We start from the raw sequence: 13,063 nt of genomic DNA on the forward strand, positions 1-13,063 counted from the left end.
AAAGCATCTCAAAAAGGCTTATATGGCCTCACCGCCACCAACGGCTTCAGCGAAGCAATCACAGGCCGCGATATGTTTGGAAATAAGGTCTCGAAAGAACAGCAGGAAGCGAGTATGAACGCGGCTCTGGGGATACTTTTGCCGTTCGGGGTGAAAGGGTTTCATGGTAAGATGGGGATTAAGGGTACGGGTGAAATTGGTTGGAATATGTCAAAAGGCGGAGGGAAAATAAATGGAAGAAGGTATTCTCACCATGCTTTGGAAAGAATGGCACCTGATACTCCTGAAGTAAAAGCTACTTTAACAAGTAGAGCAATTAAAAAAGCTGAAGAATTAGGATTTAAACCACAAACAAAAGAATTTAGTGATTTCATCAAAAAATATGTTGATCCAAGAAATATTCCACCTTCAGTTATTGAAGACGCTATAATGAATACGAAAAAGATACCTGGTAATAGAAGTGGAACGTTTGTTCATGAAACACGGGATGTCAAAGTAATTATAAATGAAGCAGGCGATGTTATCACAGTTATACCAAAATAATTAATAAAAGGATGAATACGAATGTTTATCAAGTATGATGAATATGATCTATTAGAACTTTTTCAAAGTGAGCCGGTGAGTATAACAGGCAATATAGATGATGGAGAATTAATTTATACTTACAAAGATGACCAAAATTTCAAGGTGATTTTAACTTTAGATGTATATAAGCAAACGAGTAGTCTAAGTATTACATTTAATGATTCTATAGTATTTACAGGTGATTTTAATAATGTAACAAGTATAAAAAAAGATGACAAAGCTATGGTAATGAACGTGGGCGAAGAAGAGAGGCTAAAAGTTAAATTTTATAAACAAGTTGGAGTGGAGTTACTTTAAAATAGCCTTATTGTATTAGAAAGAAATATAAAGCAATTATGATATTCTCTCAGATAAATCAGTAGGTGAAGTAGTTGATACTTCTAAATATAATGTTATTGTTATCATACCTTGACTGGCTATATGCCTTTCAAGGTTTTTGTGTTTATTGGCCTTCATACCGAGAAAAAACCGATAAAATGGAGATGTTTTTCCTGAGTGGATCATCTTATGATAGAGAAAAGCAAAACGAACGCATTGAGTGATTAAAAGAAATAATGGAAGAATTACAGGATTACGACGATGCTATGTCTGATGAGTGAAAGTGAACAGTTAATAAAAATATAATGAATGAAGCTTTGCCAGTAAAAGAAGCTATGTAATTTTAACGTCTAAATGATGACATAAAAACTAAAAGATTACGATACTATGTTAACCTTGATTTTTTTACGAAATCAAGGTTTTTTAAACTGAAAATGCACTTGCAAACCCAATCAATCACTCATTATTGGAAATCATATGTTAAACTAATCCAATCACCACAAAAAAGGAGTTAAAACCATGCTATGGATTTTCACACAAAACCAGCAAAGTTTCGTTCATGTCCACGAAGTCACAGTAACCGGCAAAAAGATTGAAGGGATGATCGCAGGAAGCGATACTTGGGTCAAGACGCTTGGCAAGTATGACTCAAACGATCGTGCAGCAGAGATCCTTCAAGACATTGTGAAAGTAATTGAAGCCAATCAAGATGCCACCGTGACTTACAGAATGCCAAATCAATAAAAAAGAAACCACCTTTCCATTGAAAAAGGTGGTTTTTGTTTATGATGGTGTTTTTGTAAAGGCTAAAAATAAAGGAATGCCTGTGCCGACAAGGGTTGTGGCAAATAGGAACATACCGCAAATGAATAGAAAATGGCTAGCTGAAAAGACAAGTGCCAGAATGAGAAAAACGATGCTGAGTCCTGCCATGCTATATGATGGAACAAAGCGGCGTTTGTAGGTGGCTTTCTTTGTTAAGAATGAGAAGAAAATGCCAAATAATAAAGGGACTATCCATAAGTAAAATAAAATAATAAGAGACATACTTCATACCTCGATTTTTCCTTCTATTTTATCAGATGCTGATCGCAACCGATACTACAAAGCTTCACTTTGTAAAATAATTCATTCAATCGACACAATTAAGTGGGCTGATTCATGGAATGTGTTTTTTCTTTCATATATTCAGGCTGCAAAAGGGCGTATACACAATGATCCGTAAAGCGGTCGCCCAGCCATTCACATTGTCTCAAAATGCCTTCAAGCGAAAAGGATAATCGCTCTGCGATGCGTCTGCTCTTCTGGTTATCGACAGCAGCCCTGATTTCAATGCGGTGCAGTCCACATTCTTCAAATAAATATTGAATGACTGCTTTGCATGCTTTTGTCATGATGCCTTTTCCTTGATAGCCTTCTCCGAGCCAATAGCCAATTGAAACAGTTCTGTTGATCCAATGAATTTGGTGGGTGCCAATGATCCCGACAAGCTCTCCATGTGACCAGATGCCCGCTTGAAAACCGTTGTTCTGCAAGGCTTGCTGCATCGCGCCTTGAATGAACGCCATGCTGTCTTCTTCTGTCTGAGTTGAATCCACCCAAAGCATCCATTCACGTAAATGCTCTCTTGACCGCTGGATGAGCAAATATAGACTTCTTGCGTCTCTTGGCTCAAGCAGCCGCATGGATATCTCTTGATCCTGATAAAAAAACATGTGCCCACATCCTCTCAGGGGAATTTTACCATAACCATATGAAAAGAAAAAGACAGCATCACGACTGTCTTTTACATAAACGTATCCACAATTAAAAAGAGATTGAGTGCGACAACAAGAGCTGCTATCACCCAAGATATTCCTGTCACCCAGCGGGCATTCGTCAATTCGCCCATAATTCGTTTTTTACTTGTAAATAAAATGAGCGGAATTAAAGCAAAGGCAATACCAAAGGATAAGACCACCTGACTCATCACAAGTGCAGATGTCGGATTCACCCCAGATGCAATGATCACAATAGGGGGAATCATGGTAATCAGCCGGCGGACATACAGTGGAATGCGGTATTGAATAAAACCCTGCATAATGATATCGCCTGACAATGTACCGACAGAAGAGCTGGATAGTCCGGCTACAAGCAGGCCTACACCAAATAAGATAGCTGATACAGGACCTGCGAGTGTGCCAAAATGCTGGAACGCAACATCTAGATCTTCAACAAAGAGACCATTTTTATAAAATAGAGCGGCTGCCACAATCAACATACTGGCATTGATGGCTCCGGCAACTAGCATCGCAATGAGGATATCGAAAAACTCAAAGCGGAAAATCTGTTTTTTCTCCTTTTCTGTTCTGCCGACGACTCTTCTTTGGGTTAATGCTGAATGTAAATAGATCGCATGCGGCATCACAGTGGCACCTAAAATTCCAGCTGCAAGTAGCACACTATCTGCGCCATCAAATTTTGGAATGAAAAGCCCGCCTGCGACACTTGCCATATCAGGCTTGGCAACAAAGGTTTGCACAGCGAAAGCAATCACGACAACGAAGAGCATGCCGGTAATGCCAGCTTCTAATGCTCGATATCCCCGTCTTTGCAATTCTAAAATCGCAAATGATCCGATGGCTGCAATAATGGATGCTTCAAGCAGCGGGATCCGAAAGAGCAAGTATAAACCAAGTGCTGCTCCAATAAACTCAGCTAAATCTGTGGCAATAATGACGAGTTCGCCCTGAATCCATAAACCGATGGAGACGGGTTTTGGAAACTCTTCACGTGCAATTTCAGGTAAGTTTTTACCTGTTGCTATTCCAAGCTTTGCGGACAAGGATTGGATGAGCAAAGCCATGAGATTTGATATAAGAATGACCCATAAGAGGAGATATCCGTATTTGGAGCCAGCGGCAATGTTGGTGGCAAAATTCCCTGGATCAATATATGCAATGGCAGCGATAAAAGCAGGGCCCAGAAAAGGAAGAAGCCTTCTAAATCCTTTGACTTTTCCTTCAAGTGCACGCTCAGCTGCTGCTGACATGTGTGCTTGTGCCTCGATGTATTTGTTTGTCATATGTCATCACCTAGATTCTACAAAGTTTTGCTTGGGCACAAAAAGTTTCCTTCATGCAATTTTTAATCATCATATGCCCATCTTCATGAAAAGTCAACTATCTGAACTAATAGGTTTGTTTATCATATGTAAGTGAAAAAAATAGATACCTTGTCAACGCGCAACATAAAAAACACCGCCCCTTAGACGGTGTCCCTACTGCTTCCTCTGTTATTTGTTTTTTTAAGATACCCTTGATCCCACGCTGCGGAAGATCAGGCTTAAAATAATGACAAAGATTGCTGCTCCTAAGATCGCTGGAATGATCGCAAAGCCTGCCAGACTAGGACCCCACGTTCCAAGTAATCCATGACCAATCCAAGCGCCTGCAAGCCCGGCAATCATTGAACCGATCCATCCTCCTGGTACACTGCCTCCAGCGAGTGCACTCCCAATGAGCCCGATGACAATCGCCACAACCAATGAAATTAGAAATCCTAACATGTTGATCACTCCTCTTTTGTTTGTTTATTAAGCAATAACCGTTTTGAAAAAGATTAAAACCTTTCGGAACCGCTTCAATGTTCTATACGTATGATGGACAAGGATTGTGTATAATAACAGACAAATACTTCAGCGGCATCTAAGGAGGCATATGACTGACATGGAGGAAAGAGAATGGCTAAAAGCACAGTTAAAGGAGATTGAAAAGTGGGAGAAAGACCAGCAAAAGGTATGGTTTTGGGAGAAACTCAGCCGTCTTCCATTTCAAATGCTGGACAAGCTGACGCCTGCTTTTATTCAGAAAAAAATCGGTGTACTGCTAGACGAAATGGGCCATTACATTCAATCCGGCGGTGCCTATTTGACATCGGAAAAAGGCATCATTCATCAATTTCAAAAGAAGTGTGCCGATGAATCCATTCAGCGTATAGAGGATATTGGAAAGGCTCCGATCGAAATGATGGATGCCATTAGTGAGCATATGGGGAAAAACAGAACGAATCTCGCGACAGTGCAAGGGGCGACAACTGGTGTTGGCGGAATGTTTACACTAGCCGCTGATATTCCTGCTGTACTCGGTCTCTCTCTGAAAACATTACAGGATATTGCCGTCACCTATGGCTATGATCCTAAAAACAAAGAGGAGCGGGTCTTCATCATTAAATGCTTGCAGTTGAACTCTGCGGATGTCGTTGGAAAGAAATCGATTCTAAAAGAGCTGAAAAGCTATCATGCATCTGAAGGGAAGTATGAAAACATGATTTCCCAAATCCAAGGGTGGCGTGAGGTCGTCTATAATTATCGGGATTCGTTTGGCTGGAAGAAACTGTTTCAGCTTGTGCCCATCGCTGGGATTTTGTTTGGTGCCGTTTCGAACCGCTCCCAATTAAAAGGAATTGCCGAAACAGGCATGATGCAATACCGAAAGCGAAGAATTTTAACAAGATTAGAAGAGCTCACCGAGCAAGAACAGAGTGAGTCCGGCGCATAAAAAGATCCCTTATCAAAGGGATTTTTTTATTTGCTCTCATCCTCTTCCTGAAAAGCATGAATAGGTGAGTGTTCATAACGTGCACGAAGTTCGCGGATCTGCTTGATTAGGGTGGAGCCAATCGTTTTTTCGGCTTCGTCATACAAAGGATCAAGAGCTTTCATCCATTTTTGTCTTTCAGCTAGCGTCAATTCATGAATGGCAATGGGCGATTCACGTTTAATGTCCTCCAGCTGATCTTTGTTCATCTGTTCTGCATGCTTTTCATTCCAAGCCGTTGTTTCCTCCATGGCTTCGAGTAAAATTCGTTTCGTTTCGGGTGTCTGGCGGTCAAAGAAGGATTGATCTGTTAAGACCACATAGCCTAAATACCCGTGATTGCTGATCGTCATATAGTCTTGTATATGATAGAATTTTTTTGAATAAATATTTGAAATGGTATTTTCTTCACCGTCTACTTTTTTGGTTTCTAATAGCTGAAACGTTGAATTAAATGATTCCTGATAGGGCTTTGCACCAAGAAGCTTGAATTGTTTTTCAATCATGTCGCTTTGCATTATGCGGAGAGACTGGTTTTTTAAATCAGCAGGCTGTTTGATGGGCCCATTATTTGAGGTAATTTGCTTAAAGCCATTTGTCCAATAAGCCATTCCCTTTAATCCATCTTTTTGCAGCGTGCCAAACAACCTTTGTCCAATTGCACCGTGCAGGCCTTCTTGAACTGCGCTGTAATTTGAAAAAGCAAAGGGGAGATCAAGTGCCAGCCACTCAGGGGACAGCATGCCGAGCTTTGAGGTAGATGGAGCGATAAATTGAACTTGATTCTCTTTGAGTGCATTAATTTCTTCAATATCAGAATAAAGGCTTCCGTTGGAGAAAATTTGAATGCTGATCTTTCCATCGGATTTTTCGTGCACGAGTTCAGCAAATTTTTTTGCGGCAAGTCCTTTAGGTGTATTGTCTGCCACGACATGACTGAATTTGAATACAAGCTGATCCTTCAGTCCGGTCTGTTCATCATCAAAGGTTGTCGCTGATTTTGGCATCATATGATAAAAGCCAAAGTATAAAGCGGTTACAAAACCGATCATGAGCAATAGTGTATAAGCGAGTAAATTCTTCATGCGTCAAATCCCCCTTATGTCAAGCATACTTGACAGAGGAAGAATTCGTAAAGATACAGGTGAAAAAATGATGAGAAATCGATTGAAATTACAACAATTATCTATTAGATGGAAGCTTACCATCCTCACATATTTCGTTGTCATTTTCGCCCTTTTAATCGGAGGAATTGTCCTTGTCGGGGGAATTCAGCAAACAGAGGAACGGGAGCTTCGAAAAAGACTCATGAACACGGCGAGAACCGTCGCTGAGATGAATGAGGTGAAGCAGGCGTTAGCTGATCAGACAAAGGAACGTGATCGATTACAGCATGCAATCGAAGAAATTCGCATTATTCAAGACGCTGACTACATTGTCGTGATGGATATGGATCATGTGAGATTAACGCATCCAGTAAAAACAAGAATTGGTCAGCGTTCAGAAGGAACAGATGAAGAGCCGGCTTTTGCAGAGCATATTTATTTCTCAGAAGCAGAGGGAGAGCTTGGAACAGCCATCAGAGCTTTTTATCCAGTGAAGGATGATCAATTTAATCAAACAGGGGTTGTGCTTGTAGGAAGAACCCTGCCAAGTATGGCAGATATATTAGGAGAAATGAAGCGGGATATCCTCATGATCCTCCTGCTGACGCTGAGCTTTGGGCTTGTGGGTTCATTTTTGCTCGCCCGCCATATTAAACAGCAAATGTTTAAGCTGGAGCCGCATGAGATTGTTAGAATGTTAGAGGAACGTACTGCAACCTTTCACTCTATTAATGAAGGGGTCATCGCCATTGATAATCAGCACATAATCACCATTTTTAATGAGAAGGCGAAACAGATTTTTGGCGTGACGGGTGATGTCGTGGGCCAGAATATTTGGGGTGTGCTCTCTGATACACGACTTCCTGAGATCATCGATCGCGCAGAACCCGTCTACAATGAAGAAATTCATATGAGCGGAAAGCGGATCATGAGCAGCCGGATTCCGATTGTGATGAAAAAGAAGATCATCGGAGCGGTCGCCATTTTTCAGGACCGGACGGAAGCGGCAAAATTGGCGGAGGAGCTCACAGGGGTTAAAAACTTTGTGGACGGTTTGCGGGTGCAAAACCATGAGCATATGAATAAGCTTCATACGATTGCCGGGCTGATTCAGCTTGGTAAAGCCGATCAGGCGCTCGATCTAGCCTTTCAAACGACAGAGGAGCAGGAACATGTGACGGACTTTCTTCATCGCGTCATTCAGCATGATGCTGTCGCAGGGTTAATGATGAGCAAAATCAGAAGGGGCAAGGAGCTTGGCATCAAGGTCGAAGTAGATGAACATAGCAGTCTCCGTCATTTCCCTGAGCGGCTTGATCAGCATGATATGACAAAGCTGCTCGGAAATCTCATCGAAAACGCCTTTGCTTCGTATGATACTGTAGAAAGAGATACAAAAGTCATTTCCATTAGCATCGATCAAACGGAGGATGTCCTCGCGATTTTAATTGAAGACAATGGCTCCGGAATCGAAGAGGAACTAATTCCTTATATTTTCGATAAAGGCTTCACACACGGCAAAGAGGGCGGAACAGGCTATGGCCTGTATATTGTAAAAACGATTATCGACAAAGGGATGGGAAATGTAGAGGTCACATCAAGCATCGGCATTGGTACCACCTTCTCAATCGAATTCCCAATGACCATAGAGGAGAGAGACAGATGACTCAGATTAAGGTGCTGTTAATTGAAGATGACCCGATGGTGCAAGAAGTGAATAAAGAGTTTATTATGAGTGTTCCTGGTTTTCAAGTAGCAGCTGTCGCTGGAAATGGGGAGCAGGGCATCCAGCTGATTAAAGAGATTCGTCCAGATCTCGTGGTACTTGATGTCTATATGCCAAAAAAGGATGGCGTCAAAACGCTGCAAGACATCAGAAAACAGAAGATGAAAGTGGACGTGATTGTCATTTCAGCAGCGAAGGACAAAGAGACCATCGGCATCATGCTTCAAAATGGTGCGCGGGATTATATTATTAAACCATTCAAATTTGAACGAATGAAAGAATCACTTGAAAACTATAAGGCGTTTAAATCAAAAATTCGAACCGCAACAGAATTTTCTCAGGAGATGCTCGATGATATCATACGAAAGCCTGCTGTTAAGCAGGAAGAAATTTGGCTTCCTAAAGGGCTGAATGTGCATACGATGAACGAAATTAAAGCTTATATGGGCTTGCAGGAAGACCCTCAGTCTGCAGAGGAAGTCGCCAATGCACTTGGCATTGCCCGTGTCACGGCACGCCGGTATTTAGACTTCCTCGTAAAAGAAGGCGAGCTGAAATTAGATATGCAATATGGCGGGGTAGGACGGCCTGTGAATAAATATATCGTACATTCTGACTAAGAGACCAAAAAGACCAAAATGTACGATATGTCCATAAGCTTCACAGCCTTTGATGAAATCGCTATCATTTATCTACAGATAATAGTTAAGCGTTTACATCAAAGGGTGAGGGAGTTGATTTTTTATGAAAAGGCTTTTGAAGAACCTGACATTTCAGGTGATTGCAGCTGTCATCATCGGGATCATTGTCGGGATGGTGTGGCCAAACGTCGGAAAAGAAATGAAGCCACTTGGTGACACCTTTATCAATGCCGTTAAAATGGTGATCGCACCAATTATTTTCTTAACTATTGTTCTTGGTATTGCCAAGATGGGGGATATGAAAAAGGTTGGAAAAGTTGGGGGAAAAGCATTTATTTATTTTGAAGTCGTCACGACACTTGCTCTCGTCATCGGTCTTTTTGTTGTAAATATCATGAAGCCAGGTGCAGGTCTTGACTATAGCAAGCTTGAAAAAGGGGATGTCTCACAGTATACACAAAATGGGGGACAGGGCATCGACTGGATGGAATTTGTTACACACATCGTGCCATCTAACATGGTTGATGCTTTCGCAAAGGGTGATATTTTACAGGTCTTATTCTTCTCTATTTTATTCGGTGTTGCGCTCGCTGCACTTGGCGAGAAGGGGAAAGGCATCATCGAATGGCTTGATAAGCTTTCACTCGTTTTCTTTAAAATCATTGGATATATCATGCGTGCAGCGCCGCTTGGTGCATTTGGAGCAATGGCTTATACAATTGGACACTTTGGGCTGGCATCGATTAAACCGCTGGCAAGTCTGATGCTCTCGGTTTATATGACGATGTTCCTGTTCATCTTCGTTGTACTGAACATTATTTGTAAAATGTATGGCTTCAGCCTGTTCAGCTATCTGCGATTTATCAAGGATGAAATTTTGATTGTTCTTGGCACAAGCTCTTCAGAATCTGTGCTGCCAAGAATGATGGATAAAATGGAACGCTACGGTTGCTCTAAATCTGTTGTTGGTCTTGTTATTCCAACAGGTTATTCCTTTAACCTAGACGGAACTTCAATCTATTTATCGATGGCCGTCGTCTTCTTGGCGCAAGTGTTTGGTGTAGACCTGTCCATCGGTCAGCAGATCACGATTATCCTTGTTCTGATGCTGACATCAAAGGGAGCTGCTGGGGTGACAGGAAGTGGATTTATCGTGCTTGCATCTACACTTGCAGCACTTCAGGTCATTCCGCTAGAGGGGCTTGCACTGCTGCTTGGGGTTGACCGGTTCATGAGTGAAGGAAGAGCCATTACAAACCTCATTGGAAATGGAATCGCAACAATTGTTGTCGCGAAGAGTGAGGGTGAATTTGACGAAGCGAAGAGCAAAACAGCACTTCAGGAAATGCGGAATATGAAGCAGGCTGTTTAGTATAAAAACAACCAAAAACCGAAACCTTATGTTCTACATAGGTTCGGTTTTTTCTTGTGTAAAAAGAAAATCAATAAAATTTACTACGAATCGTAAGACCTCATTGACCTTTTATTATATAATTTACAGAAAGATCCGATATAATGTATATCAGATACGATGAAAAATAGACTTTAGTCCTGGCAGGTGTGTAACGTAATGGCGGCATTTTTAAAATTGTTCGAAAAACCCGGTGTTAAGCGGTTTTTAGTATTTGTAGTATTAGCCACAGCATTATATCTATTAAGGGGAATGATGAATTTAATTCTTCTGACCTTCATTTTCACCTTTTTGATGAATCGGTTAGAAGGGGTCATTAGGGGCTTTTTAAATCGCTTCCTGAAAATAGGACAGAAATCGGTCATTACTATTTTGTATATTCTTCTGGCTGGTGGATTGACATTTGGCGGATTCGTTTTTGTACCAATTATCGCCAAACAGGTAGAGCAGCTATTTCATTTAGGAAAGAAAATTGCGGATCATCCACAAGATTTACCCTTCTTTGACGTCATCACGAACGTATTCGGTGATTTCAAAATATCAGCTTTCTTTGAGAAAGGGTTTAATTTCCTCTATACATACTTAACCGATTTCAGCACGTTCAGTATCCAGGTCATTATGTCCTTAATATTAAGCATGTTTTTCCTGTTCGAAAAGGAACGCCTCATTCAATTCATGAACAAGTTCAAAACGAGTAAAATCTCCGTGTTCTATCATGAAATTGCCTTCTTTGGACGTAAATTTTCCCGAACGTTTGGAAAAGTACTCGAAGCACAGTTTATTATTGCAACCGTTAACTGTGTGCTAACGACAATTGCGCTAGGCATTATGGGTTTCCCGCAGTTATTTGGCTTAGCGGTCATGGTCTTTTTGCTAGGCTTAATCCCAGTAGCGGGTGTAGTTATCTCTCTTATTCCACTCAGCATCATTGCTTATACACTCGGAGGCGGAATGTATGTCCTGTATATTGTGCTGGTGATCGTGATTATCCATGCCATTGAAGCATACTTCTTGAATCCGAAGCTCATGTCAGCTAAAACGGAACTCCCTATTTTCTTCACGTTTATTGTGCTGATCTTTTCTGAACACTATATTGGCATTTGGGGACTTATTATTGGTATCCCAATCTTTGTGTTTATTTTAGATATTCTGGAGGTCACAAATAGGGAAGAAAGTAATTAAAAAGTTCATATGAACCTGTTTACAATTTTCTAAAAATAAGGTATAAATGGTATGAAAATATCATATTACCACACGCTTAATCCTTCTAAAGGAATGGGGGACCCATGTTTTTGGGGTGAATTTTTCTTATTTGAGAAAAAAGGACATCTCTTCGTCCTAACCCGTCAGCTAACCTCATCAGCGTGAAGAGAGTAGACAGTGGTACACGTATGGACACGTAGGCCCACGAGAAGACTCTCTCGTGGGTCTTTTTGACGAGGAAGGGGAGATTTTATTGAAGCTGGCTACAAAAATTATTATTGCCCTTATTGTAGGTGCAATCACGGGACTTTTGCTTAACATTTTCGCTCCAAATGTATTCAAAACGTTAGACCCTTATCTATTCACACCTCTAGGTCAAATCTTTTTAAATCTAATCAAAATGCTAGTTGTACCTATCGTCTTCTTTTCCATTACACTTGGTGTGGCAGGCCTCGGCGATCCAAAAAAGCTAGGCCGAATTGGCGCAAAAAGCATCTTATATTTTCTACTGACCACAACATTCGCTATTATCATTGCGATGTCTTTGGCATTATTGATCAAACCAGGTTCCTTTGGTACATTCGATACGAAAGGGGCAGAATACAAACCTCAAGAAGCACCATCTACCACCGACACTTTATTAAACATCATTCCATCAAATCCAGTTCAATCTTTAGTCGAAGGAAATATGCTACAAATCATTGTATTCTGTGTTTTCTTAGGACTAGGAATTGCAGTATTAGGTAAAAAGACAGAAGGATTACTCAAAATATTAGAACAAGGCAATGAACTCATGATGTACCTTGTAGGTGTGGTCATGAAATTTGCTCCATACGGAACATTCGGCTTAATTGTGACGGCGATTGGGAGTCAAGGTCTTGATGCCATTAAAGCCATGGGACTGTATTTTACAGTGGTGTTAGTAGCGCTATTGGTGCATTTCTTTCTCACTTACGGCTCAACGTTGGCTATATTTGCAAAAAGAAATCCATTTACATTCTTTAAAGACTTTTCACCTGCCATGGTCGTAGCCTTTAGTACGTCCAGCAGTAGTGCAGTTCTCCCTGTATCAATGGAAACCGCTCAAAAGAAATTGAAAGTACCTGAGCCGATCTCTAGTTTCGTACAGCCGTTAGGCGCTACGATCAATATGGATGGAACAGCGATTATGCAAGGGGTTGCAACCATTTTTATTGCTCAAGTGTTTGGTGTGGAGCTAACGCTGATGCAAATGCTCACAGTTGTATTAACGGCAGTATTAGCCAGTATTGGGACAGCCGGTGTACCAGGCGTTGGCTTGATCATGCTTGCGATGGTATTGAATTCAGTTGGACTTCCTGTCGAAGGCATTGCGCTTATTCTTGGAATCGACCGCCTACTAGATATGGCAAGAACTGTTGTCAATATTACAGGTGACGCAGCATGTGCGGTGATCGTGACAGAAACCGAGAAAAAACATGAGAAAGATACAGCTTCACCGAATCTATCCATGTAAT

The 13,063-nt window shown here is 41.2% G+C and carries 13 protein-coding genes, 1 pseudogene and 1 riboswitch; of the genes and pseudogenes, 9 read left to right on the plus strand and 5 right to left on the minus strand.

Features of this window, described 5'->3' with window-relative positions:
• From ACP69X_RS17430 to ACP69X_RS17440, 3 genes and pseudogenes are all read left to right on the plus strand, one after another.
• Positions 1-543 (plus strand): annotated as a pseudogene (locus ACP69X_RS17430) (hypothetical protein); the annotation flags it as partial.
• A 21-nt stretch (positions 544-564) separates the two neighbouring features.
• Positions 565-882, plus strand: coding sequence for a hypothetical protein (locus ACP69X_RS17435; RefSeq protein ID WP_039179063.1), 318 nt, complete (start codon positions 565-567; stop codon positions 880-882).
• 540 nt (positions 883-1,422) lie between these two features.
• A complete protein-coding gene (locus ACP69X_RS17440; RefSeq protein ID WP_073979350.1) occupies positions 1,423-1,647 on the plus strand; it encodes a hypothetical protein in 225 nt (74 codons plus the stop codon).
• 39 nt (positions 1,648-1,686) lie between these two features.
• On the opposite strand, the gene ACP69X_RS17445 is transcribed toward ACP69X_RS17440, so the two are convergent.
• The 4 genes from ACP69X_RS17445 to ACP69X_RS17460 form a co-directional block, all read right to left on the minus strand.
• Positions 1,687-1,950 carry a hypothetical protein gene (locus ACP69X_RS17445; protein ID WP_008346966.1) on the minus strand — a complete coding sequence of 88 codons (264 nt, stop codon included), beginning with the start codon at positions 1,948-1,950 and terminating at the stop codon, positions 1,687-1,689.
• 98 nt (positions 1,951-2,048) lie between these two features.
• Positions 2,049-2,618, minus strand: coding sequence for a GNAT family N-acetyltransferase (locus ACP69X_RS17450; protein WP_039176679.1), 570 nt, complete (start codon positions 2,616-2,618; stop codon positions 2,049-2,051).
• Positions 2,619-2,689: 71 nt separating this feature from the next.
• The gene (locus tag ACP69X_RS17455; RefSeq protein WP_041089177.1) at positions 2,690-3,967 is read right to left on the minus strand and encodes an Nramp family divalent metal transporter; all 1,278 of its coding nucleotides are present in this window, start codon (positions 3,965-3,967) and stop codon (positions 2,690-2,692) included.
• 222 nt (positions 3,968-4,189) lie between these two features.
• Positions 4,190-4,450, minus strand: a complete 261-nt coding sequence (locus tag ACP69X_RS17460; RefSeq protein WP_003214275.1) for a GlsB/YeaQ/YmgE family stress response membrane protein — start codon at positions 4,448-4,450, stop codon at positions 4,190-4,192.
• A gap of 160 nt (positions 4,451-4,610) precedes the next feature.
• On the opposite strand from ACP69X_RS17460, the gene ACP69X_RS17465 reads away from it, so the two are divergent.
• Positions 4,611-5,441 carry an EcsC family protein gene (locus tag ACP69X_RS17465; RefSeq protein WP_426052922.1) on the plus strand — a complete coding sequence of 277 codons (831 nt, stop codon included), beginning with the start codon at positions 4,611-4,613 and terminating at the stop codon, positions 5,439-5,441.
• A 26-nt stretch (positions 5,442-5,467) separates the two neighbouring features.
• Here the strand turns inward: ACP69X_RS17465 and ACP69X_RS17470 are convergent, their stop codons facing one another.
• Positions 5,468-6,565, minus strand: coding sequence for a DctP family TRAP transporter solute-binding subunit (locus tag ACP69X_RS17470; RefSeq protein ID WP_041089181.1), 1,098 nt, complete (start codon positions 6,563-6,565; stop codon positions 5,468-5,470).
• A 67-nt stretch (positions 6,566-6,632) separates the two neighbouring features.
• Between ACP69X_RS17470 and ACP69X_RS17475 the strand changes: the two genes are divergently transcribed.
• From ACP69X_RS17475 to ACP69X_RS17495, 5 genes are all read left to right on the plus strand, one after another.
• On the plus strand, positions 6,633-8,252 hold the full coding sequence (locus ACP69X_RS17475; RefSeq protein WP_073979362.1) for an ATP-binding protein: 1,620 nt from the start codon (positions 6,633-6,635) through the stop codon (positions 8,250-8,252).
• On the plus strand, positions 8,249-8,932 hold the full coding sequence (locus ACP69X_RS17480; protein WP_041089182.1) for a response regulator: 684 nt from the start codon (positions 8,249-8,251) through the stop codon (positions 8,930-8,932). The genes ACP69X_RS17475 and ACP69X_RS17480 overlap by 4 nt, the downstream gene beginning before the upstream one ends.
• A 124-nt stretch (positions 8,933-9,056) precedes the next feature.
• On the plus strand, positions 9,057-10,325 hold the full coding sequence (gene dctP / locus ACP69X_RS17485) for a C4-dicarboxylate transporter DctP (RefSeq protein ID WP_041089184.1): 1,269 nt from the start codon (positions 9,057-9,059) through the stop codon (positions 10,323-10,325).
• A gap of 198 nt (positions 10,326-10,523) precedes the next feature.
• Positions 10,524-11,546: an AI-2E family transporter gene (locus ACP69X_RS17490; protein ID WP_426052923.1), complete on the plus strand. Its 1,023-nt coding sequence runs from the start codon at positions 10,524-10,526 to the stop codon at positions 11,544-11,546.
• Positions 11,547-11,609: 63 nt separating this feature from the next.
• A riboswitch (cyclic di-AMP (ydaO/yuaA leader) is annotated at positions 11,610-11,743 on the plus strand.
• Between the two features lie 77 nt (positions 11,744-11,820).
• Complete coding sequence (locus ACP69X_RS17495) at positions 11,821-13,062, plus strand: dicarboxylate/amino acid:cation symporter (protein ID WP_041089333.1); 1,242 nt, start codon at positions 11,821-11,823, stop codon at positions 13,060-13,062.
• The last annotated feature ends 1 nt before the right edge of the window (position 13,063 follow it).

Origin of the sequence: Bacillus sp. DC4300-2b2 (assembly GCF_049895685.1) — a bacterium.
GTDB classification, from domain to species: Bacteria; Bacillota; Bacilli; order Bacillales; family Bacillaceae; genus Bacillus; species Bacillus safensis.

Coding starts and splice junctions, on each gene's coding strand:
- ACP69X_RS17475 (WP_073979362.1), top strand. CDS start 6,633: ATGATGAGAAATCGATTGAAATTACAACAATTATCTATTAGATGGAAG.
- ACP69X_RS17490 (WP_426052923.1), top strand. CDS start 10,524: ATGGCGGCATTTTTAAAATTGTTCGAAAAACCCGGTGTTAAGCGGTTT.
- ACP69X_RS17435 (WP_039179063.1), top strand. CDS start 565: ATGTTTATCAAGTATGATGAATATGATCTATTAGAACTTTTTCAAAGT.
- ACP69X_RS17440 (WP_073979350.1), top strand. CDS start 1,423: ATGCTATGGATTTTCACACAAAACCAGCAAAGTTTCGTTCATGTCCAC.
- ACP69X_RS17480 (WP_041089182.1), top strand. CDS start 8,249: ATGACTCAGATTAAGGTGCTGTTAATTGAAGATGACCCGATGGTGCAA.
- ACP69X_RS17460 (WP_003214275.1), bottom strand. CDS start 4,450: ATGTTAGGATTTCTAATTTCATTGGTTGTGGCGATTGTCATCGGGCTC.
- dctP (WP_041089184.1), top strand. CDS start 9,057: ATGAAAAGGCTTTTGAAGAACCTGACATTTCAGGTGATTGCAGCTGTC.
- ACP69X_RS17455 (WP_041089177.1), bottom strand. CDS start 3,967: ATGACAAACAAATACATCGAGGCACAAGCACACATGTCAGCAGCAGCT.
- ACP69X_RS17465 (WP_426052922.1), top strand. CDS start 4,611: ATGGAGGAAAGAGAATGGCTAAAAGCACAGTTAAAGGAGATTGAAAAG.
- ACP69X_RS17450 (WP_039176679.1), bottom strand. CDS start 2,618: ATGTTTTTTTATCAGGATCAAGAGATATCCATGCGGCTGCTTGAGCCA.
- ACP69X_RS17445 (WP_008346966.1), bottom strand. CDS start 1,950: ATGTCTCTTATTATTTTATTTTACTTATGGATAGTCCCTTTATTATTT.
- ACP69X_RS17470 (WP_041089181.1), bottom strand. CDS start 6,565: ATGAAGAATTTACTCGCTTATACACTATTGCTCATGATCGGTTTTGTA.